Here is a 24182-nt window from a genome sequence, read left to right on the forward strand (position 1 = left end):
GGCAGAGGGCCGGCACCGGGTGGGTTTCCCCGGTGCCGGCCCTTCTTCGAGGCCCCGCGGCCTGGAAGGTCGATCCGGGGTGCGAGACACGAGGGGCTGGAGCGTATGGCTGTCGGGGGGCTTCGGTGGGGGTGGCGGGGGTTTTGGGGGGTTGCTGGGGGGTGTGCGGTCGTGTTGGCGGTGGGGGGCTGCTCCGAGTACGCGGTTCAGGTCGACTCGTTCGATCAGCTGACCGGGGTGTGGTCGGACCATGCCGGGCGGACCGTCGAGTTCAAGGGGGACGGGACGTTCACGGGCACCGGGCTGGACAAGGCGGTGGTCGGGGTCTCGTGTTCCGGGATCGCCGCTCGGCAGGAGGGGTCCGTCTCGCTGTCCGGTACGTATGCCGAGGTCACCTTCGACGGCGTGGAATGCGACGGGATGAACCTCACCTTCCACGGCTCGCCGAGCTCCTTCGTCGCCTGCTTCACCCAGGACATGGCCTCCGCGAACGCGGGGTGCTCGGACGAGTTCAGCCGCGATCGCGGTGAGTGACAGGGGGGCCGTGCGGCCCTGGTACGTCTTCGCGTTCGGTTCGGTGCTGGTGGCGGTCGCGCTCTTCGAGCGGGTGTGGGGGTTCCGGTCGGGGCGGCAGTACGTCCTGTGCCATGCGTCGGCCGCGTTGGACCACGGCACGTTCCTGGCGCTCGGGCTGGTGGCGGGTGCCTTCGGGGTCGCCTGTGCCGGGGCGGCCGCCGGGAGCCTGGGGGGCCGGCCCGCCCGGCCCCTGTTCCTCCTCGTCTGCATGCTCGCCGTACTGGGGCTCGTGGTGGCGGCCGACCGCGTGGACGCCGGCGGGGAGCGGCGGGCGGCGGAGCTCGCGTCCGCGCCGCTCGACGAGCGTTCCTGCGACTACGCGCCGCAGGTCTACTCGGCCACCCCCGGCTGGTTCTCCTGGTGATCGGGGGGCAGGGCGGACTCGATCGTCGCCACCAGGTCGGCGAGGGTCCCGGCGAAGAGGTCCATGACCGTCAGGGGGACGCCGAAGCGGGCCTTCAGGCGGGCGGCGGTCTTCATCGCGAGGAGTGAGTCGCCGCCCAGGTCGAAGAAGTTCTCGTCCAGGTCCGGGTCTTCGAAGCCGAGGAGGGTGCCGACCACCCCCGCCACCTCGGACGCCACCGCCGAGTCGTGGTGCGAGGCCACCGGGGCGGGGCCGGGCAGGGGCGGCAGGGCGTTCTTGTCGGTCTTGCCGCTGGGGGTGCGGGGCAGTGCCGCCACGGGGGCCCAGCGGGACGGGATCAGGTGGGCCGGGAGGTGTTCCGCCAGGGCCGCGCGGACCGCGGCCGGGTCCGCCGTCGCCGGAGTCACGTACGCCGCCAGGACGTCGTCGCGGACCACCACGACCGCCTCGTCCACGCCCCGCTGCGCGACGATCGCCGCCTCCACCTCGTGCGGTTCGATCCGGTAGCCCCGCACCTTCAGCTGGGTGTCCGAGCGGCCCGCGTACTCCAGCGACCCGTCCGCGCGCAGCCGCGCCACGTCGCCCGTGCGGTACATCCGGGCGCCCGGCTCGGCCGCGTACGGGTCGGGGAGGAAGCGCTCCGCCGTCTGGCGGGGCGCCGAGCGGTAGCCGCGGGTCACCTGCGCGCCGCCGATCCACAGGTCGCCGTACGCGCCGAGCGGCACCGGGCGCAGGGCGGCGTCCAGGACGCGCGCGGTGGTGTTCGCCACCGGGGTGCCGACCGGGACCACCTCGTCGGGAACGTCGCCGGCCCGGACGGACAGCCAGGTGCAGCCGACCGTCGTCTCCGTCGGGCCGTACTCGTTGACGATCACCGTGTCCGGGGCGTGCTCGCGCCAGCGGGCCAGCATCAGGCCGTGCAGCTGTTCGCCGCCGATGACCAGCCGGTCGGCGGCGGCCGTGATCTGGGGTGGTGTCAGCGCCTGGTCCAGCACCGCCAGGTGGGACGGCGTCAGTTTGAGGAGGCCGAAGCCGCCGCGGGCCGCCGCCGCCACCAGGTTCTCCGCGCTGCGGCCCTTCGCCTCGCACACCACCGGTTCGCCCGCCGCCCACACCGGGAAGACCGAGGTGACCGGAAGGTCGAACGCGAACGGCGAGTACAGCGGCGCTCCCGCGCCCCGCGTCGAGCGGTACGCGTCCCGCGCCCACGTCACGTAGTTGACGATGTTGCCGTGCTCGACCTGCACGCCCTTCGGAGCGCCCGTCGAGCCCGAGGTGAAGATCACGTAGGCGAGGGCGGTGCGGGGGAGGGGGATGCCGAGGTCGGTCGCGGGGAGGTCCGGGGCGGTCGGGGGCAGACGGCGGACCGGGGTGTTCGGGGTGTCCGGGGGGCCGGGGGTGTCCTCGTCCGCGATCAGGAGGCGTGCTCCCGCCGCCTTCAGCAGGGCCGCTCTGCGTGCCGCCGGATCCGCCGGGTCCAGCGGGAGGTACGCCGCTCCCGCCTTCAGGACCGCCAGCAGGGCGGTCAGGAGCGACGGGCCGGTCGGCAGGGAGACGCCGACGACGTCCTCGGGGCGGACGCCGTGGGCGACCAGGTGCCGGGCCAGGCGGTTGGCCTCGGCGTTCAGTTCGCCGAAGGTCAGGGTCCGGCCGTCCGCGTCGACCACCGCCACCGCGGCGGGGCGGGTACGGGTCACCTGCTCGACCAGTTCGTGCAGCAGGGTGGCGCCCGGAGTGGTCGCGGGGCCGGACGCCAGCGCCGCCAGTTCGTCCAGTTCGGCCTCGGCCAGCAGCGGCAGGTCCGTGAGGGCGGTGTCCGGGGTCGCCGCTATCGACGTCAACAGGGTGTGGAAGCGGGCGGTCAGGCGGTCCGCTGTGGACCGGTCGTACAGGGCCGTGGCGTATTCGAGTTCGCCCGTCACCGTGCCGTCGGCGCGGCGCACCAGGTCCAGGGTCAGGTCGAACTTCGCCGTGCGGCGGGGGAGGGGGAGTTCCTCCGCGGCGGCGCCGGCGATGCGCGGCGGGGGCGGTGTCTCCGCGGTGTACGTGAACGACGCGTCGAAGAGGGGGTTCTCACCCGGTGCCCGGTCCGGGGCCACGCGGTCCACCACGCGGTCGAAGGGCACGTCCTGGTGGTCCATCGCGTCGAGGACGGCCGTACGGGTGCGGTCGAGGAACGTCGTGAAGGCCGGGTTGCCCGTCGTGGCGGTGCGGATCGGCACCTGGTTGGCGAAGTAGCCGATCAGGCTGCCCAGTTCGGGGTGGGGGCGGGCCGCCGCCGGGGTGCCGACCACGATGTCCCGGCCGGGGGCGTGGCGGGCCAGCAGGGCCTGGAACGCCGCCAGGTAGAGGACGAAGCCCGTGACGCCCCGCGCCGTGCCCAGCTCGTCCAGGCGGGCCACCAGGTCCGCCGGGAGGGTGAAGCGGGCGGCGGCGCCGGTGTTGTCGCGGACGCCCGGGCGGGGGCGGTCCGTGGCCAGGCGGGGGCGGTCGAGGCCGGCGAGCGCCCGCTGCCAGTGGTCCAGTTGCGCGGCGGCCTCCGGGGAGGCCAGCCAGTCCTGTTGCCAGGCCGCGAAGTCGCGATAGGAGAGGGGGAGCCGGGCGGGCGGGGGTGAGGCCAGTTCCCTGGCGAGGAGTTCGTACGACAGGCCGTCGCACGCGATGTGGTGGATCGCGACGATCAGCGCGTGGTCGTCCTCGGCCAGGCGGACGAGGCGGGCGCGGAAGGGGAGTTCCCGGGCGAGGTCGAAGGGGCGCTTCGGCTCGGCCGCGAGGAGTTCCGCCAGGGCGTCGGGGGAGTCGGCCGTGGTGGTGGTGAACGGCTCGTCCGGGACGGGGTCCAGGACCGGGGCCGGTGCCCCGTCGACCTCGGGGAAGCGGGTCCGCAGCGGCTCGTGCCGGTCCAGCAGGCCGCGGAGGCGCTCGCGCAGGGCGGGCACGTCCAGCGGGCCGCGCAGCCGGACCGCCCACGGCTCCACGTACGCGTCGCGGCCCTCGGCGAGCCGGTGCAGGAACCACAGGGCGCGCTGGCCGGAGGTCGTCAGGGGGGCCGTCGCGGCGGTGCGCGGGGGAGTGGTCGCGCGGTGCCGGGGGAGGGCGGCGACGGCGCCGACCGTACGGGCGCGCAGCACGGCCGCCGGGGTCGGCGCCGCTCCGGTCGCCTGCCGCAGCGCCGCCACCAGACGGGCCGCGGTGAGCGAGTCGACGCCGAGGGCGACCAGGTCGTCCGCGGTGCCGATGCCCCGCAGGCCGAGGGCCTCCTCGCAGACCCGGACGAGCAGTGCCTCGTCCTCGGTCGCCGGTGCCACGTACGCGGCCCGCCTCGCCGGGTCGGGCAGGGCGCCCCGGTCGACCTTGCCGTTGCCGTTGAGGGGGAAGGCGTCCAGCCAGACGTAGTCGGACGGGAGCATGTAGTCGGGCAGGGTGGTGCGCAGGTGGCTGGTCAGGGCGTCGGCCGCGGTCGCCTCGCCCGTCAGGTACGCCACCAGGCGGCGGCCGCCCGCCGGCGTCGGGCGGGGGTGGACGACCGCCGCGCGGACCCGGGGGTGGGCGGCGAGCCCGGCCTCGATCTCGCCGAGTTCCACGCGGTGTCCGTTGATCTTCACCTGGTGGTCGGCCCGGCCGAGGATCTCTACCCGGCCGTCCGGCAGCACCCGGCCCAGGTCCCCGGTGCGGTAGCGGCGGGCGCCGCCCGGCGCGGGGACGAAGCGGGTGGCCGTGAGTCCGGCCCGGCCGACGTAGCCGTCGGCGAGTCCGCTGCCCTCGATGTACACCTCGCCCACCTCGCCGGGCGCGGCGGGCGCGGCCGTGTCGTCGAGGACCGTGATCCGCTCGCCCGCGAGTTCCGCCCAGTCCGTGAGCGCCCCGGTCCGGTCCAGGCGGGAGACCGCCGACCAGATCGTCGTCTCGGTCGGGCCGTACAGGTCCCAGACCGGCGCTCCGGTGTCGGCCAGGCGCTTGGCGAGGTCCGGCGGCATGCCCTCGCCGCCGCACCAGACGCGGAGGCCCGCGGGCGGCGTCCAGCCGTCGTCGAGCAGCAGCCGCCAGGTCGCCGGGGTGGCCTGCATCAGCGTGGCGCCGTCGGCGAGGAGGGCGGCGAGGCGGCCCGGGTCGGTCACGTCCGCGCGGCCGGCGACGACGACGGTGCCGCCGGCGACGAGCGGCAGGAAGAGTTCGACGACCGAGATGTCGAAGGCCGCGGTCGTCACCGCCACCAGGACGTCGTCCGCGTCGAGCCCGGGGCGGGCCGCCAGCGAGGCCAGGGTCGCCGAGACGGCGGCGTGCCGGACGGCCACGCCCTTGGGGCGGCCCGTGGAGCCGGACGTGTACATCAGGTAGGCGAGGCCCGCGGGCGAGGCGCCCGAGGGGGGCTGCGCGACCGGTGCGTCCTCCAGGTCCGCCAGGCGGGCCGTCCCGATCGTGGGCGGGGTCGCGATCGCGGCGCCCGCCTCGTCGGTCAGCACCAGCGACGCCCCGGAGTCGTCCAGGACGTAGGCGAGGCGCTCCGCCGGGTGGCCCGGGTCGAGCGGCAGGTACGCGGCGCCCGCCCGCCAGACCGCGAGCAGGGCCACGACCAGGTCGGCCCCGCGCTCGACGCACACGCCGACCACCTGGCCGGGGCCCACGCCGCGCGCGGCCAGACCGGCGGCGGTGCGGGAGACCCGGGCGTCCAGTGCGGCGTAGCTGAGCGCCTGGGTGCGGTCGCGTACGGCGAGGGCGTCCGGGCGCCGGACGGCGGCCTCGGCGACCCGGTCGGGTACGGGGCGGGTGGGCATGCCGTCTCCTCGCTGCTTCACTGCGCGGGCGTGCGGGCTTCGGGTGTCCAGGCGGGGGTGTCGACGACTTCCAGGACGGCGCAGCCGTAGCTGAAGCCGACCCCGCTGCCGCACAGGGCGACGAGGTCGCCGGGGCGCACGGCCCCGGTCTCCATGAGGTGGGTCAGGCCGCCGAACTGGTTGGTGGTGCCCATGTGGCCGACGGTGCGGCCCCACTCCCAGGTGGTCCGCTCCCGGCCGATGCCGAGGCTCTTGCGGAACTCCTGGTCGACCATGTTGGCGCCGATGTTGGGGAACACCCAGCGGGCCACGTCGTCCGCTCCCGCGCCCGCGTCGGCGAGGGCCTCGGTGATCGTGTCCCGCTCGGTCTCGGCCATCGACCGCAGCATCGGCAGGAGCCGCTTGCGGTGCGCCATCAGGAAGGCGCGCCGGTCGGGGAAGTCCTGGGGGTCGGGCGGCGGCGTCGCGGTGAACCGGCCGTCGCCCTGTACGGCGGTCGACAGCAGCCGCAGCGGTCCGGGGCCGTGGTGCAGGACGAGTGCCGAGGCGCCGTCGGCGTCCACGCTGCCGGGGTCGAGCCGGTAGCGGTTGACGCCGGGGCCGCCGTGCCGGTCGGCGGTGGTCAGGAGCGCCGAGGTGCCGGCGCCCGCCGCGGTCAGGTAGGCGGCGGACAGCTGCAGCGCGGCGAGGGCGCCGTTGCAGGACTGGCGCACGTCGACGGTGAACGCGCCCCGGCCGAGGGTCCTGCCCTGGACGTAGGAGGCGGGGACCACGTCGTCGGGGCCCTGGGGGGTGCTGCCGGCGTGGGCGTGCAGGACGAGGGAGGCCTCGTCCACGGCGGCCCGGCCGAGGGCGGTGCTGCCCGCGCGGGCGGCCAGGTCCACCGGCTCGGTGTCCTCGGCGGACGACACCGACACGTACTCGTGGGCCTCGGCGAGCTCGGGGTCGTACCGTCCGTCGGCCACCGCCGTCGTGACGTCCTCGAGACGGCCTGTCGCGAGCGCGCAGGACAGCACATGGATACCGGTCCACCGCATGCTCAACCCCCAGTCTTGGCACCACGGTTGTGGACAGCGGCGCCGACTATAACCCGGCCTCAGGGGGGTCGGGGAAGAGCGACGATCTTCCTGAGTCACGTCGGCGGGGGTGCCAACTAGGGCTCTGATATGGCCATTTCGTGGTCATCGGCGTCGATCAAAGGCCGAAAGACGGCGGACTCGACCTGTTGCCTGGCGTGAGCGGGCATCGTTACGATCTTCAGCGCTGTGCTCATGTCATCTTGCCAGGGGCCTTGCCAGGGGAAGGGCGCTCGCGTGCGCTGGAACGAACCGTCCAAGGGGAGCATGTGATGGATGACCAGTCGAAGGACGGGTCCGGAGCACGGAAGACCCTGAGGCAGGCGTTCGCCCCACTCGCGATGAAGCCGTTCCGGATCCTGTGGACGGGCAACGCGATCTCCGCCATCGGCAGCAGCATGACCCGCATCGCGCTGGTCTTCTCCGTCCTGTCGATCGGCGGCTCCGCCACCGACATCGGCATGGTGATGGCCGGACAGGTCGGTGCGCAGGTCGTCTTCACCCTCGCCGGCGGCGTCTGGGCCGACCGCCTCCAGCGGCGCGTCGTGATGCTGACCGCCGACCTGATCCGCGCCGGGGCGCAGGCCGTGCTGGCCGTGCTCCTGCTGTCCGGTCACGCGGAGGTCTGGCACCTGGTCGTCGGCGGTGTCGTCTTCGGTTCCGCCCAGGCGTTCTTCGGCCCGGCCTCCAGCGGACTGATCGCCGAGATCGTGCCGCCGGAGCAGCTCCAGCGCGCCAACGCGCTGATGACCTCCTGCTTCAGCTTCTTCAGCGTCGTGAGCCCGGCCCTGGCCGGTGTCGCCATCGCGCTGGTCGGCCCGGGTCTCGTCCTCGCGATCGACGCGGTCACCTTCGTGGTGAACGCCATCTCGCTGGCGATCCTCAAGCTCGCGCCGCGCACGGTGCAGCTCTCCGGCTCCTTCTGGAAGGACCTGGGGGAGGGCTGGAAGGAGCTCATCTCCCGGCGCTGGCTCTTCCTCAACATGATCGCGCACGGCTTCCAGAACCTGGCGATCGTCGCGTACTTCGTGCTCGGCCCGACCATCGCGGACAAGTCGCTGGGCGGCGCCTCCTCGTGGGGTCTGATCGCCGCCGCGTACGCCGCCGGCTCGATCTCCGGTGGTGTGGTGGCGCTGCGGATCGACCCGAAGCGCCCGCTGATCGCCGGCAACCTGGCCTTCGCCCTGACCGCGCTGCCGCTGCTCGCGCTGGCCGTGCCGATGCCGGTGTGGGCGGTGATGGCGGCCGCGTTCGTCGGCGGCACGGGCGGCATGTTCCTCGACGCCGTCTGGCGGGCCTCGCTGCAGCAGCTGATCCCCGACGAGGTGCTGTCGCGGGTCGACTCCTACGACTGGATGATCTCCACGGTGGCGGCGCCGATCGGCCTGGCGCTCGTGGGCCCGCTCGCCGAGTCGACCAGCAACACGTCGACCCTGCTGATCGCCGCCGTGGCGATCGTCGTCCCGCTCTCCCTCACCGTGCTCATCCCCGGGGTCCGCGCGGTGCACAAGCTGCCCGACGGCCGGACCGTCGGCCCGCAGCCGCGGGGCGCGGCGACCGTGCCGCAGCCCGCGTCCGAGCCCGAGCCCGTGGCGGACCGACCGTAAGGAACGAGGAACCATGGCCGACGAGCCGAACAGATGGATCCGGCGCTATCGGACCGCGCCCGACGCGCCGGTGCAGCTGCTGTGCCTTCCGCACGCCGGCGGGGCCGCGAGCTACTACCGGCCGCTGGCGCTGCCGCTGTTCCCCGAGGTCGAGGTGCTCGCGGTGCAGTACCCGGGCCGGCAGGACCGCTTCAACGACCCGTGCATCGACGACTTCGAGGAGCTGACCGAGCGCACGCTGGCCGCGGTGCGGCCCGCGATCGACCGGCCGGTGGCGCTGTTCGGGCACAGCATGGGCTCGCTCCTCGCGTTCGAGGTGGCCCGGCGTCTGGAGGCCGAGGGGATCGCGCCGCTGGCGCTGTTCGCCTCCGCCAAGCGCCCGCCGTCCCGGCACCACATCGAGCTGCCGCAGCAGGCCACCGACGAGGAGCTGATCTCGGAGATCGCCGCGCTGGACGGCACCGAGGAGCGGCTCCTGGACAGCGAGGACATGCGGGTGCTGTTCCTGCCCGCGCTGCGCGCGGACTACACGGCGCTCGCGGTCTACCGGCCCACCGAGGCCCGGCTCGCGTGCCCGGTGGTGGCGCTGGTCGGCGACGACGACGAGCGGGTCTCCGTCGACGACGCCGCCGCGTGGGCGAACCACACCACGGGCCCGTTCGACCTGAGCGTCTTCTCCGGCGGGCACTTCTATCTGAACAGCCAGTGGGAGGACGTCGCCGCGGTGATCAAGCGGCACGCGGCCGACCTGGCACCGCAGAAGGGCTGACCGGGGCCGAGGCCACGAGAAGACCGGCCCGACCGGGAGGGGACTCCTGGTCGGGCCGGTCTTGTGACGGTACGGGGAGGGCGCGGGCGGCTCGGAGGGCGCGGGCGGGACGCGCCGGCGCGCCGTGCGGGCAGGCCGGTGAGCCGTGCGGGCGTCGGGCAGGCCCGGTGGGCCCGGCGGGCGGGCGGGCGGAGAGGCCCGGCCGTGCGGGCAGGCCGGCGCGCCGTCCGGGCGCGGCGGTGAGCCGTGCGGGCGGACCGGTGAGTTGGGCGGGCGCGCGGGCAGGCCGGCGCGCCGTCCGGGCGCGGTCGGCCGTGCGAGCAGGGCGGTGGGCCGTGCGGGCAGGGCGGTGAGCCGTGCGGGCAGGGCGGTGAGCCGTGCGGGCGGACCGGTGAGTTGGGCGGGCGTGCGGGCAGGGCGGTGGGCCGGGCGGGTGCGGCGGTGGGGCGGCCGGTGGGCAGGCCGGTGGGCAGGCCCGGTGGGACCTGCCGGTGGGCGGGCGGGAGGGCCGGGGCGTGCGGGATCGTGGGCCGGCGGCAGGGCGCGGGGCGGTCTCCGTTCGGTCCGTCCGCGGCCCTCCGCTCAGTCCGTCCGGTCGAGGACCACGCGTACGGACTCCTCCAGGATGCCGAGGCCCTCGGCCAGCTCCGCGTCCGTGACCGTCAGCGGGGGCAGCAGCTTCACGACCTCGTCGTGCGGGCCCGCGGTCTCCACCAGCAGGCCTCGCGCGGTCGCCTCGTCGGACACCGCGTCGGCGCGGCCGGGGCCGACCACGAGTCCCTGGATGAGGCCCCGCCCCCGGGTGGACAGGCCCGCGCCGGGATGGGCGTGGGCGATGCCCCGCAACGCGTTGGCCACCCACTCGCCCTTGGCGCGGGTCGACTTCTCCAGGACGTCGTCGCTCCAGTAGTGCCGCAGCGCCTCCGCCCCGGTGACGAACGCCGGGTTCACCCCGCGGAAGGTGCCGCTGTGCGAGCCGGGGCGCCAGACGTCGAGCTCGGGGCGGACGAGCAGGAGGGTGAGGGGGAGCCCGTATCCGCCGATGGACTTCGACAGGCAGATCAGGTCGGGTACGACGCCGGCGTCCTCGAAGCTGAAGAAGGCGCCGGTGCGGCCGCAGCCCGCCTGGATGTCGTCGACGATCAGCAGGATGCCGTGCGCGCGGCAGAGCTCCGCGAGGGCCCGCAGCCACTCGGTGCTCGCCACGTTCACCCCGCCCTCCGCCTGCACGGTCTCCACGATCACCGCGGCCGGCAGGTCGAGCCCGCTGGCGGGTCCGGCGAGCATCCGGGCCAGGTACTCGGGGCGGGCGTGCTCGTCGTAGCCGTCGAAGGGCACCGGGGTGGTGCCGAAGAGCGGCAGGCCGGCGGAGCCGCGGTGCAGCGGGTTGCCGGTGACGGTGAGCGCGCCGAGGGTGGCGCCGTGGAAGGAGTTGGTGAAGTGCACGATCCCGGTGCGGCCGGTGACCGTGCGGGCCAGCTTCATGGCGGCCTCGACGGCGTTGGCGCCGCCCGGCCCGGGGAAGAGGACCTTGTGGTCCAGCTCCCGGGGCCGCAGCACCAGCTCGTACAGCGTCTCCAGCAGGTCGCGCCGGGCGCTGGTGAACATGTCGAGGGCCTGGGTGACGCCGTCGCTCTCGATGTAGTCCAGCAACGCCCGCTTGAGCACCGGGTTGTTGTGGCCGTAGTTCAGGGAGCCGGCCCCGGCGAAGAAGTCGAGCCAGCCTCGCCCGTCCTCGTCGTACAGCCGGCTTCCGGTGGCCCGGGCGAAGACGACCGGCCAGCGCCTGCTGTAGGACCGTACGCCGGACTCGCGCTGCTCGAAGATGTTCAAGGGAGTCCTTACCCCGCCAGGAGATGTACTAGGAGATGTAGGAGTAGTACGAGCGCAGCCCCGGCATCACCAGGCCGCGCGGCAGTCCGGCGACGACCCCGGCCGCGAAGAGCAGGTTGTACCGGAGGTTGGTCAGCGGCATGCCGTCGCGCACGGCGGCGATGCCGCGCAGGGCGCTGGTCCGGTCGTGCCAGTCGATGTTGAAGGAGATCGACGCGCTGGGCGAGGTGACCTTGTGGAGGGTGCCGGGCGGCATGTAGAACATGTCGCCCGCCTCGACGTCGGCGGTCATGACCGTCGCGTCCCGGAAGCGGGGGTGCTTGTCGAGGTCGGGGGCGTCCGGGTCCACGGCGGCCCAGCGCCAGTTGTAGGTGTAGCACTTGTCGCGCTCGGCGTCGGCGACCATGACGAACCGCTTCGACCCCTGGACCTGGAAGAACAGGTTGTGGGTGAGCAGTGTGTCGAAGTGCAGCGGGGTCTGCGCGCGCGAGGGTCCGACGAAGAACTGGGTGAACTGCCACCACTCCCGGCGGAAGAACGGCGGGAAGAACGCGACGGGGAAGGGCTCCAGGTCGCGGCGGAGCGCCGGGATCATCGAGAGCAGCGGGACGTCGTGCAGATAGCCGGGCGGGTCGCCCGCGAGGGTGGGGTCCTCGGCGAGCCGGGCCTCCCACTCCGCGAGTTCCTTGGCGTAGTCGGCGAGCCGGACGATGGCGGTGCGGCCGGCGGAGACGGTGCCGACCTTGAGCTGGACCCGCTGGTCGGGGGCGACCTCGGCGAGGTGGTCGGCCGACCAGGTGGAGACCGCGGGCATGCCGGCGACGGCACCGCGGACGACCACCGGCCTGCGCCCCATGTACTCGGCGCGGAACTCGGCGGGACTGAGCTTGGTCCGCACGTCGACGGAGACCGGTCGGGCCGTTGTCGTCACTGCCATCTCCTACTCGTCATCACGTCATCACGCGTGGGCGGGCGTACGCGGGCAGGGACGACCGGGGGCGGCTGCGCGCGTGTCGTGGTCGTGAATCGGTCGGGACCGGTTCATGGTCGTGAATCGGTCGGCACCGGTGGTGCGCGGTGTCCGGCAAGGGCGGGTCGCGGTCGGCCGGCGTCGTGGTGTGCGCGCCCCCCTCGCTCCACTCCGGCACCGTCGGACACTACCCGCTGATCGACGGGTTGGCGAGAGGTGATCTTCTGTCCGGTGTTCGTGTCGGCGGTTTGCGGGGGTCGTCCAACAGGGCGTCCATATAGGGGAGTTCGATGCCATTGGGATCGGCCGTTTCCCGGGGGAACGGTCAAGATCGAGCAGGGATAGCCCTGTTGTCCTGGATGGGTTGCCGAAAGGCGCTGACCTGCATTGATGCAGAGTTCGTCAAGTTCCTTGAAACGTACGGATGTTGGGTCCGTGGCGGCCGGAAACTCTTGACAGTGCCAGACGCCGCGATCTAGCTTGAGGCCCGTTGAGCTGCGGGGGAGGCGGTTTGCCGAGGAGTCCCCGGGAACACGGTCGAAAGTTCCCGCAGTGAGACATGTCAGTGGCGCATCCTGCACCGCTCCGGTCGGTAACGACTGTATGGGGGATTTCAGATCTGATGTTCGACGACGAGAACGCCGAATACCTGGTCGTGATCAACGAAGAGGAGCAGTACTCGATCTGGCCCGCGGCCCGCGAACTGCCGGCCGGCTGGACCGCGGTGGGCGGCCCCCGCTCCCGTACCGAGTGCCTCGATCACATCGAACTGGTCTGGACCGACATGCGCCCGAAGAGCGTGCGCGAGGCCCTCGAAAATGCCGGATCTCTTATCGGACAGGGGAGTCGAATGGTTCTCTCACAGCTTGTGGACGCCGATGAACTCAAGGCCATGTCGCCGGAGGAGCTGCGCGAGATGCTGGCCAGCCTCGACGACGACGTGATCTACGGCGAGGACGGCGACGTCATCGAGCCCAACCCGGGTGGCGAAACGGTTTAGCGGATTCTGCCGGATCGTGCGGACAGCTCGGTCCGGCCGACCCGGACATCCGCGTGGCGCGCCGGCTAGTTGACCTCTGAACGATTCGCCATTGTCGCCCCTGGAGCGGCACGACGGGGAGTGGCATGACGTCTGGTGCCCTGAGTTCTGTTTCCGCTGTGGTCGACTACGTATTCGATCACTATCCGCAGGTCGCCAGACGGGCGGGCCGTCATGACTTCGACGGCCGGCTGCCCGAGGTCGCGCCCGACTCCCTCGCCGAGCTCGACGGGCTGCTCGGCGCCGTCGCCGGACGGCTCGACGCGCTGCCCGAGGACGCGGACCCCGAGGTCCGCGCCGATCTCGGCACGGCGCACCGGGTCCTCACCGACGAGCGGTTCCGGATCACCGGAGCCGGCCGGACCCACCGCGGGCCCGACGCCTGGCTCGCCGAGACCGACCTCCACATCTATCTGCGCGGCGACTACGCCCCGCTCGACGAGCGGATCGGCGCGCTCTCCCGCCACCTCGGCGCGCTCCCGGACTTCCTCGCGGCCACCGCGAGGACGCTCGGCCGCACCCTGCCGGCCGGCGAGCGCATCGGCGGCGTCGAGAACGCCCGTGCCAGGGCCGTGTCCGTACGCAACATGATCAGCCGACTCGTGGCCGCGCGCCCCGAGTTGGCCGAAGGCCCGCTGCTGGAGCAGGCCGGCCGGGCGAGCGCCGCGTTCACCGGTTTCGCGGACGCGGTCGCGGCCACCCAGCCGGTCCGGGCGGTGCTCGGTCCCGAGCTGCTGGCCGGCTATCTGGAGGCGGCCGAGGGCGTCGACATCCCGGTGGACGAGCTGATCGCCGAGGCGGAGGCCGAGGTCCGCGACCTCACCGCCCGCCTCGACGCGCTCTCCGCCCGCCTGGGGGCGAGCACCCGGCAGGAGCTGTACGGCCTGCTGAGCACCCGCCTCCCGGAGGGCTCCGTGACCGGCACGCTGGCGCGGATCATCGACCGGCTGCAGAAGTTCTGGGCCGAGCAGGACGTCGTCACCGCGACCGGCACCCAGGGGCTCGACATCCGCCCCGTACGCGATCTGTCGACCACCGCGGTGGTCACGTTCGACACGGGCGGCCCGCTGGAGAAGGTGCCGCAGCCGCATGTGCTGCACGTCCCGGAGCCGCGCGACCCCGCCGCGCTGCGCGACTACCTCAACGAGCCGATGCTCGAGATGATCGCCGTGCACGAGGTCATGCCCGGCCACTATCTGCACCACGAGGCGACCCCCGCGCAGGCGGGCCTTATCCGCCGCTGCGTGCCGTGGTTCCCCGGGGTCACCGAGGGCTGGGCGCACTACACCGAGGAGCTGGCGATCGAGCGCGGTCTCGCCGAGGACCGCCCGCTCGTGGAGGTGGCCGCCCTGCGGTTCGCCCTGGAGGCCGCCACCCGTCTGCTCGTCTTCCTCTCCGTCCACTCGGGGCGGAGCAAGTTCGGCGCGGCCGCGGCCGAGGCCGCCACGCTCTGCGCGTGGTCGCCGGAGCGCGCCGGCCGCGAGGTGCTGGCCACGGCGTCCCAGCCGGCCCGCGCGATGTACACGCTCGGAAAACTGCACATCAGACGGTGGCGCGAGCTCTCCGGAGCAGGCGACTCGCCCACCGCCCTGAAGGCCTTCCACGACCGACTGGTCCGCTGTGGCAGCGCGCCGCTCTCCACCGTACGGCGCTACTGCCTCGACGACCGAAGCACCGCTTCCGCATCCACGATCTCTGAGAAGGAGCACCCGTGACCGAGGTGACGGCCGAAGTCATGCCCGCCGAGGCATTCCCCGCGGACTACTGGGTCACCATCCCCGGCGGACCTTTCATCATGGGGTCCGACGAGCTGCGGGAGGACGGCAAGCCCCGCGCCGCCGCCCCCGAGCACCGGGTCGACGTGCCCGAGTTCCGTATCGCCAAGAGCCCGGTCACCGTGGCGGAGTGGCGGAAGTTCGTCGAGGCGACGGGCTATGTGACCACCGCCGAGAAGGCCGGCAAGAGCTGGGTGTGGATCGGCGACCCGGCCGTCGTCAAGCCCGACCAGGACTACCTGTGGAAGCCGATCGACGGTGCCACCTGGCGCACCCCGCGCGGCGAGGGCTCCACCGTCGAGGGCAAGGACGACCACCCGGTCACCCACGTCAGCTACGAGGACTGCATCGCCTACTGCGAGTGGACCGGCACCCGCCTGCCCAACGAGGCCGAGTGGGAGAAGGCGTGCCGCGGCACCGACGGGCGCCGCTTCCCGTGGGGCGACGAGGAGCCGACCGCCGAGCACTGCAACCACACGATGGTCGTCGCCGACACCAGCCCCGTGGGCGCCTTCCCGAAGGCCGCCGGCCCGTACGGCGTCCAGGACATCACGGGCAACGTGTGGGAGATCATGTCCAACGGCTTCCACCACTACCCGTTCGACGAGAGCAAGCCGCGCCGGGTCATCAAGACCAAGGCCGGCACCATCCCGCTGGGCGTGATCCGCGGCGGTTCCTTCTACAACAACCACGACCCCCGTGGCTGCCTGGCGTGGGTGCGGATCTACAACCTGCCCGACTACAGCTGCTACGACATGGGGTTCCGTGTCGCCGCCCGCTGAGCCGAGCGGCCCGGAGGGCCCGGAGCACCCGCAGCACCCGCAGCACCCGGCGCGGACGGGTCCGGTCGACCGGACGCTGCTCGACCGTGTGGACGCGCTGCTGCGGGACCTCCCGAGGACCCGGGTGGTGCGGCTGCCCCACCCGGGGATCCGGCTCTACGCCAAGATGGAGTCGGAGAACCGCACCGGCAGCGCCAAGGACCGGGCGGCGATCTGGATCCTCCGCGAGGCCGTGCGGCGCGGTGAGATCACCCGGGAGACCACGGTGGTCGAGTCGTCCTCCGGGAACTTCGCGCTGTCCCTCGCCTCGTTCCTGAACGAGCTCGAGGTGCCGTTCGTGCCGGTCCTCGACCCGAACGTCAACGCCGCCACCGAGCGGACGCTGCGACGGCTGTGCGCCCGGGTCGAGAAGGTCACCGAGCCGGACGGCACGGGCGGCTATCTGCTCAGCCGGCTGGGCCGGGTCGCCGAGCTGCGCGCCGAACTGCCGGACGTGTACTGGCCCGACCAGTACGCCAACCCGGACGGGGCGCGCGGCCACTACGAGCTGACCGCGGGGGAGCTGCTCGCCGACGTCGGGCAGCTCGACTACCTGTTCGTGGGGGTCGGCACCGGCGCGACGATCAACGGCCTCTCGCACCGGCTCGGCGCCGACCAGCCGGACGCGGTCGTGGTCGCCGTCGACGTCGAGGGCTCGGCGATCTTCGGCGCCCCGCCGGCCCGCCGGCTGATCCCCGGCATCGGCTCCAGCATCCGCCCGCCGCTGGTCGACGCGGCGTGGATCAACAAGGTGGTCGTGCTGTCCGAGCGGGACGAGGTGGCCGGCTGCCGCGCCCTGCTGGAGGACCACGGCATCTACGCGGGCGGCTCCACCGGCTGCGTCTACGCCGCGATCACCCGGCACTTCGAGGGGCACAGCGGCCCGGAGCCCGTGGTGGCGTTCCTGTGCGCCGACAACGGCGAACCGTACGCCGACACGGTCTACGCGGACGACTGGGTCGCCGAACACCTGACACCGGTCGCAACCAAGGGAGCATGAGCGTGACGACGAGCGTCTGGACGCCACCGCCCGCCGAAGAGGCGGCACTGGCCGACTGGCTGCGGGTCCGGCAGCCGGTCGAGCAGGCCCCCGGCGGGGCCTGGCACGTCTTCGGCTACCAGGAGGTCAAGGAGGTCCTCGCCAACCACGGCGCGTTCTCCAACGCCGTGGTGCGGCCGGTGTCCGACGACTCGCCGATGCGCCTGTACCGCAAGGGCAACCTGACCTGGATGGACCCGCCGCGGCACCGGAACCTGCGGGCCCTGGTCAGCCAGGCCTTCACCCCGCGGTACGTCGCCGACCTGGAGCCGATGGTCAACGAGACCGTCGACACGATCCTGGCCGGCGTCCGGGGCCGCGACGAGGTGTCCTTCGTCAGGGAGTTCGCCTCGCCGGTCGTGGCCACCGTCATCGCGCGGATGCTCGGCATCCCCGGCGGCGGCCTCAAGCTCTTCCAGGAGTGGTCGCAGGCCCTGCTCGCGCTCGCCGACCCGGGCGCCGAGCAGAACGGCCTGCAGACGGTGCTCACCAAGACGCAGATCGCCGAGGCGTTCCTGCACCGGTTCGTCGCCAAGCGGCGGGCCGCCCCCACCGAGGACCTCACCAGCAAGCTCATCGCGGCGGAGGTGGACGGCGAGCGGCTCGGCGACGAGGAGATCGCCGGACTGATCGCGCTGCTCATGTCCACCGGCCAGGCGGCCACCCTCACCCTCGTCAACTCGATGATCGTGCTGGCCCGGCACCCGGAGTCGCAGGCCCTGCTGAGGTCCCGGCCCGAGCTGCTCAACCAGACCATCGACGAGGTCATGCGCTACCGCTCGGAGACCACCCGGGTGGACCGCAAGACCACCCAGGCCGTCGTCGTCGGCGGGCACGAGATCCCGGCGGGCCAGACGGTCTCGGTGTGGATCGCGGCGGCCAACCGCGACCCGCGGGTCTTCGAGAGCCCGGCCGTCTTCGACATCGAGCGGACGCCCAACCCGCACATCGCCTTCGGCCACGGCATCCACTACTGCCTGGGCGCCCCGCTCGCGCGGGTGGAGATCCGGCTCGCCCTGACCAAGCTGCTCGACGCCACGACGGGCTTCACGATCGACCCGGCGGGCACCCGGCTGCTCGACCCCCGGCTCATGTTCGGCGCGAGCGAGGCCGCCGTACGGTTCGACTGGAAGGACGCACGATGACCGGGTTCGTTCCCGGAGGACTGGTCGCCCGGCTCGCCGAGCACGCCCAGAGCACCCCCGAGAAGGTGGCGCTCTCGGTCGCGCCCGTCGGCGGGGGACCCCGAGTCGACCTGTCCTACGCGGAGCTGACCGCGCGCTCCCGCGCCGTCGCCCGCGCGCTCGCCGAGCGGGGGGTGCGGCCCGGCGAGCGGGTGCTGCTGCTGTTCCCGACCGCGCCCGAGTTCGCGCCCGCCTTCCTCGGCTGCCTCGCCGCCGGGGTGATCGCCGTGCCCGTGCCGCTGCCGCTCGACGAGAGCGCCCAGCGGCGGGTGCGGAACGTGGCCCGGGACTGCGAGGTCTCGCTGGTCGTCTCGCTGTCGTTCGTACGGGACTTCGTCCTGGCCGGCGAGGACCCGGAACTGCGCGCGTTCGCCGAGGCGCACGACTGGCTGCTCGCCGACCGGGTCGAGGCCGCGGCCGGCGACGACGGCGCCGGTCTGCCGCGCGCGACCGCCGACGACGTCGCCTTCCTGCAGTACACCTCGGGCTCCACCAGCGTCCCGCGCGGTGTCGTCGTGACGCACGGCGCGCTGATGCACAACGAGACCGCCATCCAGCGCTCGTTCGGGGTGCGCCAGGACTCCACGATCGTCAGCTGGCTGCCGCTCCACCACGACATGGGCCTCATCGGCGCGATGCTGCAGCCGCTGTACGCCGGGGCCAGGGGCGTCATCCTCGACCCGCTGTCCTTCCTGCGGTCCCCCGCGAGCTGGCTGCGCACCATCAGCGAGGAGGGCGCGGACATCAGCGGCGGGCCCAACTTCGCGTACGACCTGTGCGTCCGCAAGGTCACCGAGGAGGAGAAGGCCGGCCTCGACCTGTCCCGCTGGCGGGTGGCGTTCAACGGCGCCGCCCAGGTCTACCCCCGCACCCTGCGCGCCTTCACGGAGGCCTTCGCCGCCACCGGATTCCGGTCCGAGGCGCACCTGCCGTGCTACGGCCTGGCCGAGTCCACGCTGCTCGTGACGACGGTGGCCCCCGGGGTCTCCCGGACCTTCGACGACGGCCGGGAGCTCACCGCGTACCGGCTGCCCGACCACGCCGACGTGCGGGTGCTCGACCGTGACGGCGACACCGAGCTGGCCGCCGGCGAGGTCGGCGAGATCGCCGTCGCCGGCGGCAGCAACGGCACCGGCTACTGGGGCCGGGAGCCCTTCGGGGAGTTCCTGCGCACCGGCGACCTCGGCTTCCGCGACGGCGACGAGCTGTTCGTCGTCGGCCGCAGCAAGGACCTGATCGTCCAGCGCGGCCGCAACGTCTACCCGGAGGACCTGGAGGCCGACGCGGGCGTCTGCCACCCGGACGTCCGGCCGGGCCGCACCGCCGTCTTCGGCGTGGCGGACGAGGCCGGCGACGGGGACGAGGCGGTCGTGGTGTGCCAGGAGGTGCAGCCGCGCACCCCGTCCGAGCGGTACGGCGAGATCGCCGCGCGGCTGCGGGCCACGCTGTCCCGGATCCACGGCGTCACCGCCCGCACGGTCCTGCTGGTGCCGCCCGGCACCATCACCAAGACCTCGAGCGGCAAGGTCCAGCGGTACGCGGCGCGCGAGCGCCACCTCGGCGGCGAGCTGCCCGTGCTGCTCGACGACACCCTGACCGGCCGCAGCTCCTCGCTCACCGAGCGGCTGGCGAGCGCCCCGCTGACGGCCGCGCTGTGCGCCCACATCGGGGAGCTGCTCGGGCTGCCCGAGGCGCCCGCGCCGGACGCGTCCCTCGCCGACCTCGGTGCCGACTCGCTCACCGCCGTACGCGTCCGCCAGGAGCTCGCGGACGCCCTCGGCGTCGAGCTGGCGCCGACGGTCGCGCTGCGCGCCGAGTCGATCGCCGAGCTCGCCGCGCTCGCCGAGGCGGCCCCCTCCGACGCGCCCGGCTCCACCGACGGCGGGGCCGGCGGCTACGAACTCAACGCCTCCCAGCGCGCGTTGTGGTTCCTGCACCGCGCCGCGCCGGGCGGCGACTACAACGTCACCCGCGCCTTCCGCGTCACCGGCGGCGTCGAGCCGGAGGCGTTCCGCGCCGCGCTCGCCGCCGTCGCCGACCGGCACCCGAGCCTGCGCCTGGCGCTCACCACCCGCGACGGAGCCCCGCACGCCGAGCTGAGCGAGCGGTCCGGCGTCACGGTGGAGACCGTCGACGCACGGGGCTGGGACGCGGCCCAGGAGGGCGACTGGTACCGGGAGTTCGCGACCCGGCCGTTCGACCTGGCCAGTGGCGTCCCGCTGCGGGCCGCGCTGCTGCGCCGGGACGGCGACTGGCTGTTCGCGCTGTCCCTGCACCACATCGTCTGCGACGTGTCGTCCTTCGCGATCGTCGTCGCCGACCTGGCCGCCGCGCTCAGCGGCGAGGTGCTCGCGGAGGCCGCGCAGCCCGCCCCGGTCCCGGCGCCCGACCACAGCGCCTTCTGGCGCGCCGAGCTGGACGGCGAGCTGCCCACCCTGACGCTGCCCGACCTGGGCGGTGCGGCCGGGTCCGGTGCGGCCGGTGCCGCGGCCGGCGCCGCCCGGGAGTCGCTGTCGTTCTCCGTGCCCGCCGCACCGCTCGCCGGGTACGCCCGCGCGCACGGCCTCACCCTGCACAACCTGCTGCTCGCCGCCTACCAGGTGCTGCTGCACCGGCTGTCCGGACAGGCCGACCTGCTCGTGGGCGTCCCCTACGCGGGGCGCACCGACCGGGCGCGCGCCGACTGGGTGGGCTACCTGGTCAACGTGGTGCCGGTCCGCTCGGCGTACCGGCCCGAGACGCCGTTCGGCGCCTTCGCCGCCGCCACCCACGAGCACGTCCTGGACGTGCTCGACCACGCCGACCAGCCGCTGTCGGAGATCGTGCGGCTGGTCAACCCGGACCGCGACTCGGCGACGGCCACCGTCTTCCAGGCCATGTTCACCTGCTACACCACCTCCCTGCCCGGCGCCGCGGCCGTGGTGATGGGCGACGAGGAGGCCGGTCTGCCGGCCGGCGCCGCCACCCTGCACGGGCACCGGGTGCCCGACCACACCACGCAGTCCGACCTGGGGCTGAACGTCGCGGTCCGCGACGACGTGCTCGACTTCCAGCTCCAGTACGACGAGGCCCGGGTCAGCCGCGCGCAGGCCGAGCTCGTGGTGCGCACCTTCCCGACGCTGCTCGACGCGATCGGCGCGGGCGGCGAGGGACCGCTGCCGCTGCTCACCCCCGAGGAGGCGGCCCGCCTCGTCGAGCGGGCCGTCGGCCCCGACGTACCGCGGCCGGAGAACTACCTCGACTCCTTCGAGCGCTGGGTCGACCGCACCCCGGACGCGGTCGCCGTCGACGACGGCACGGTCACCCTGACCTACGCCGAGCTCGACGCCCGCGCCAACCACGCGGCCGAGCGGCTGCGGGCGGCCGGGGTGGCCACGGACCGTACGGTCGTGATGAGCGGGGACCGCTCGGCCGACTACCTGGTCGCGTTGATCGCCCTGCACAAGGCCGACGGCGCCTATGTGCCGATCAGCCCCCGGGAGGCGCCGCTGCGCGCCGCGGCGATGGTCGAGGCGGTCCAGCCGGCCGCGATCATCGCGAGTCCCTCGGGCCGCCATCTCTTCGGCGACCGCGAGGTGTTCGACCTGGCCGAGCTGGCCTCGGGCAGCAGCACCGTCCGCCCGCCGCGGCTCTGCCACCCGCACGCCACCTCGACGATCATCCACACCTCGGGCTCCACCGGGGTGCCGAAGGCCGCCGTCTCCACGAACTACGGCGTCACCAACCACATGTGGCAGATGGCCGAGCACTTCGGGCTCACCGAGCGGGACTGCGTGGCGCAGACCGCCCCGGTGTCGTTCGACATCTCCGTGTGGCAGCTGCTCACCCCGATCATGATCGGCGGCCGGGTGCGGATCGTGCCCGAGCCGGACTCGCAGTCGCCCGCGAGCCTGTTGAAGGCCGTGGGGGAGGGCGGGGTGACCATGCTGGAGCTGGTGCCGTCGAACATCGTGGCCCTGCTCGACGCGGGTCTCGCCGCGAGCCCGGGCGCGCTGCGCGTCATGCTGTCCACGGGCGAGTCGCTCACCTGGGACGTGCTGCGGCGCTGGGTGCGCGAGCTGCCGGGGATCCCCGTGCACAACGCGTACGGGCCCGCCGAGTGCACCGACGACGTCACGGCGGGGCTGTGCGCCGCCGGTCCCGACGGGCACCTGACCACCGCGGTCGGCCGGCCGCTCGCCAACACCACCGTGCACGTCCTGGACGAGCACCTGCAGCCCGTGCCGGTCGGTGTGGTCGGACTGCTGTACGTGGGCGGCGGCGCGGTCGGCCGGGGGTACCGCGGCAACCCGCGGCGCACCGCCGAGATGTTCGTGCCCGACCCGTACGCGGCCGAGCCCGGCGGGCGGCTCTACCGCACCGGCGACCTCGGGCGGGTCAACGCCGACGGGGAGCTGGAGTTCCTCGGCCGGGCCGACACCCAGATCAAGATCCGCGGCCAGCGGATCGAGGTCGGCGAGGTCGAGTCGGCGCTGCGGCGCTGCCCCGGTGTCGTGGAGGCCGCGGTGAAGGTCCACCACGGTCCCGCGGGCGCCTCGCTCGTCGGCTACGTGTCCCGGCCCGGCGGTCCCGAGGGCCCGGCGGCGGTGCTCGACCTCGACGAGGACGAGCGCTTCCGCGCCGTGCTCGCCGAGCTGCTGCCCCGGCACATGATCCCCACGATCATCGCCGAGCTCGGGCGGCTGCCCCGGTCCAAGAACGGCAAGGTCGACTACCGCTCGCTGGAGTTCACCGCGCCGGTGACCACGCAGGCGAGCTCCGGGCTCGACGACCCGCTGGCCGCGACCGTGCGCGCCCTGTGGGCGGAGCTCCTGGAGCGGAACGAGGTCGGCTGGGACGACAGCTTCTTCCAGCTGGGCGGGCACTCGCTGCTCGCGCTCACCATGATCGACCGGGTGAACGCGCTGCTCGGGGTGCGGCTCGCGGTCGACGCCGTGTTCGCCCGGCCGCGGCTGCGCGACTTCGTCGCCGCCGTGCGCGCGGCCGACCCGGCGACCGCGCAGCGCGCCGCCGAGCGGACCGCCGCGGACCCGGCCCTGCCGGTGCCGGCCAGCGCCGCCCAGCAGCGCTTCTGGTTCCTGCGCGAGATGGACCCCGACCGGCCGACGTACAACATGCCCGGCGTGCTGCGGCTGCGCGGCGAGCTGGACGAGGACGCGCTGGAGAGCGCGCTGCGCGAGACGCTCGCCGCGCACCCGGTGCTGCTGGCCCGGTTCGCCACCGACGGCGGCGAGCTGACCTGGACGGCCCGCCCGGCCGAGGAGTTCGAGCTCTCCCGGCTCGATCTGCGCGGCCCGGTGGCCGAGCTCGGCGACGAGGTGTTCGACCAGCTGGTCGCCGACGAGGCGACGGTCGTCGCGGACCTGCGGCGGGAGCTGCCGTTCCGCGCCCTGCTCGCCCGGCTCGGGGAGCGCGACTGGGGCCTCTTCGTCAACATCGACCACATCGTGTGCGACGGCTGGTCCCTCACCGTGTTCCTGGGCGACCTCGCCGACCGCTACAACGGCCTCAGGCCCCCGGCGGCCGGATACGGCTTCGCGGACTACTGCCACGACGAGAGGTCCTGGTGGGCCGGCCGCGACCGGAGCGAACTGGCCGCGCTGTGGCAGGACGTGACGGGCCGCCAGGCCCGGCGCTCCCCGCTGCCGGACCGGGCCGCGCCGCCCGCCCCGGCCGAGGACGAGGCCGGCAAGCACACCGACCTCCTCGACGCCGGGCTCGGCTCGGCGGTGCGCGAGCTGGCCGGACGCAGCGGCGTCACCCCGTACATGGTGTTCGCGACCGCCCTGGCCGCGCTCACCCACAGCGGCTCGGACGAGCGCGAGCTGGTCATGCTCGGCACCCTCATCGCCCAGCGCGACCGGCCCGAGTGGCGCGGGGTCGTCGGCCCGCTGCTCAACGTCTCGGTGCTGGCCGTGGACGTGTCCCCGGCCGACCCGGTGGCCGACGCGCTGGCCGCCGTGCGCGCCGGTGCGCTGCGGGCCTACCGGTGCGCCAACGTGCCCTTCCAGGAGCTGGTGCCGCTGCTCACGCCGACGCCGGACGGGGACGGCTCCCCGTTCGACGTGATGCTCGTGATGCAGCCGCCCGGCACCCCCGTCGAACTGAACGGCCTCGACGTCGAACCGACCGACCTGGACGCCGCGTCCGCGCCGTACCCGCTGCTCGTCGACATCGAGGAGCACGACGGCGGCTACCGGGTGTCCTACCGCTACCGGACCGACCGGTTCGACGCGGCGGGCATCGAGGAGCTCGCGGGCCGGGTGCACACCGCGGTGCGCGCACTGGTCTCGGGCGGCGCCGCACCCCTGGCCGAGCTGGTCCCCGCGGGCAACGCGGTCGAAAGGAGCTGAA

The 24182-nt window shown here is 73.9% G+C and carries 14 protein-coding genes; 10 read left to right on the forward strand and 4 right to left on the reverse strand.

The window, feature by feature from the left end; genetic code table 11:
* The first annotated feature begins 171 nt into the window (after window positions 1–171).
* Window positions 172–534 carry a hypothetical protein gene (locus tag ACH414_RS14520; protein WP_398941993.1) on the forward strand — a complete coding sequence of 121 codons (363 nt, stop codon included), beginning with the start codon at window positions 172–174 and terminating at the stop codon, window positions 532–534.
* Window positions 527–940 (forward strand): hypothetical protein, encoded by a 414-nt coding sequence (locus tag ACH414_RS14525; protein WP_386565587.1) that lies wholly within the window; start codon window positions 527–529, stop codon window positions 938–940. Before ACH414_RS14520 ends, ACH414_RS14525 begins: the two co-directional genes overlap by 8 nt.
* Here the strand turns inward: ACH414_RS14525 and ACH414_RS14530 are convergent.
* Window positions 907–5715, reverse strand: coding sequence for an amino acid adenylation domain-containing protein (locus ACH414_RS14530; protein ID WP_398941995.1), 4809 nt, complete (start codon window positions 5713–5715; stop codon window positions 907–909). The two genes, ACH414_RS14525 and ACH414_RS14530, sit on opposite strands and share 34 nt — an antisense overlap.
* 17 nt (window positions 5716–5732) lie before the next feature.
* A complete protein-coding gene (locus tag ACH414_RS14535) occupies window positions 5733–6752 on the reverse strand; it encodes a 3-oxoacyl-[acyl-carrier-protein] synthase III C-terminal domain-containing protein (protein ID WP_382533143.1) in 1020 nt (339 codons plus the stop codon).
* 311 nt (window positions 6753–7063) lie between these two features.
* Here ACH414_RS14535 and ACH414_RS14540 point away from each other — a divergent pair, with 311 nt between their 5' ends.
* Together ACH414_RS14540 and ACH414_RS14545 are read left to right on the forward strand one after the other, a co-directional pair.
* Complete coding sequence (locus tag ACH414_RS14540) at window positions 7064–8398, forward strand: MFS transporter (RefSeq protein ID WP_386565583.1); 1335 nt, start codon at window positions 7064–7066, stop codon at window positions 8396–8398.
* Between the two features lie 13 nt (window positions 8399–8411).
* On the forward strand, window positions 8412–9167 hold the full coding sequence (locus tag ACH414_RS14545; protein WP_382533138.1) for a thioesterase II family protein: 756 nt from the start codon (window positions 8412–8414) through the stop codon (window positions 9165–9167).
* Window positions 9168–9749: 582 nt separating this feature from the next.
* On the opposite strand, the gene ectB is transcribed toward ACH414_RS14545, so the two are convergent.
* A complete protein-coding gene (gene ectB / locus ACH414_RS14550; RefSeq protein ID WP_382533136.1) occupies window positions 9750–11000 on the reverse strand; it encodes a diaminobutyrate--2-oxoglutarate transaminase in 1251 nt (416 codons plus the stop codon).
* Between the two features lie 28 nt (window positions 11001–11028).
* The gene (locus ACH414_RS14555; RefSeq protein ID WP_382533134.1) at window positions 11029–11937 is read right to left on the reverse strand and encodes a cupin-like domain-containing protein; all 909 of its coding nucleotides are present in this window, start codon (window positions 11935–11937) and stop codon (window positions 11029–11031) included.
* Window positions 11938–12592: 655 nt separating this feature from the next.
* On the opposite strand from ACH414_RS14555, the gene ACH414_RS14560 reads away from it, so the two are divergent.
* The 6 genes from ACH414_RS14560 to ACH414_RS14585 all read left to right on the forward strand — a co-directional run bounded on the left by ACH414_RS14560 (window position 12593) and on the right by ACH414_RS14585 (window position 24181).
* Window positions 12593–12970, forward strand: coding sequence for an MbtH family protein (locus ACH414_RS14560; RefSeq protein ID WP_382533132.1), 378 nt, complete (start codon window positions 12593–12595; stop codon window positions 12968–12970).
* Window positions 12971–13128: 158 nt separating this feature from the next.
* Complete coding sequence (locus ACH414_RS14565; RefSeq protein WP_398941997.1) at window positions 13129–14724, forward strand: DUF885 family protein; 1596 nt, start codon at window positions 13129–13131, stop codon at window positions 14722–14724.
* On the forward strand, window positions 14721–15566 hold the full coding sequence (locus tag ACH414_RS14570; RefSeq protein ID WP_382533128.1) for a formylglycine-generating enzyme family protein: 846 nt from the start codon (window positions 14721–14723) through the stop codon (window positions 15564–15566). Before ACH414_RS14565 ends, ACH414_RS14570 begins: the two co-directional genes overlap by 4 nt.
* Window positions 15550–16605, forward strand: coding sequence for a pyridoxal-phosphate dependent enzyme (locus ACH414_RS14575; RefSeq protein ID WP_382533126.1), 1056 nt, complete (start codon window positions 15550–15552; stop codon window positions 16603–16605). The genes ACH414_RS14570 and ACH414_RS14575 overlap by 17 nt, the downstream gene beginning before the upstream one ends.
* Window positions 16602–17789, forward strand: a complete 1188-nt coding sequence (locus ACH414_RS14580; protein WP_382533124.1) for a cytochrome P450 — start codon at window positions 16602–16604, stop codon at window positions 17787–17789. Before ACH414_RS14575 ends, ACH414_RS14580 begins: the two co-directional genes overlap by 4 nt.
* Window positions 17786–24181 (forward strand): amino acid adenylation domain-containing protein, encoded by a 6396-nt coding sequence (locus ACH414_RS14585; RefSeq protein WP_398941998.1) that lies wholly within the window; start codon window positions 17786–17788, stop codon window positions 24179–24181. The genes ACH414_RS14580 and ACH414_RS14585 overlap by 4 nt, the downstream gene beginning before the upstream one ends.
* The last annotated feature ends 1 nt before the right edge of the window (window position 24182 follow it).

Source organism: Streptomyces sp. NPDC020422 (assembly GCF_044386705.1).
In the GTDB taxonomy this organism is placed as follows: Bacteria; Actinomycetota; Actinomycetes; order Streptomycetales; family Streptomycetaceae; genus Streptomyces.

Bases quoted from the DNA above. Each gene is read 5' to 3' on its own strand.
- ACH414_RS14560 (WP_382533132.1), top strand. From the start codon at position 12,593: ATGTTCGACGACGAGAACGCCGAATACCTGGTCGTGATCAACGAAGAG.
- ACH414_RS14555 (WP_382533134.1), bottom strand. From the start codon at position 11,937: ATGGCAGTGACGACAACGGCCCGACCGGTCTCCGTCGACGTGCGGACC.
- ACH414_RS14530 (WP_398941995.1), bottom strand. From the start codon at position 5,715: ATGCCCACCCGCCCCGTACCCGACCGGGTCGCCGAGGCCGCCGTCCGG.
- ACH414_RS14545 (WP_382533138.1), top strand. From the start codon at position 8,412: ATGGCCGACGAGCCGAACAGATGGATCCGGCGCTATCGGACCGCGCCC.
- ACH414_RS14580 (WP_382533124.1), top strand. From the start codon at position 16,602: ATGAGCGTGACGACGAGCGTCTGGACGCCACCGCCCGCCGAAGAGGCG.
- ACH414_RS14540 (WP_386565583.1), top strand. From the start codon at position 7,064: ATGGATGACCAGTCGAAGGACGGGTCCGGAGCACGGAAGACCCTGAGG.
- ACH414_RS14585 (WP_398941998.1), top strand. From the start codon at position 17,786: ATGACCGGGTTCGTTCCCGGAGGACTGGTCGCCCGGCTCGCCGAGCAC.
- ACH414_RS14535 (WP_382533143.1), bottom strand. From the start codon at position 6,752: ATGCGGTGGACCGGTATCCATGTGCTGTCCTGCGCGCTCGCGACAGGC.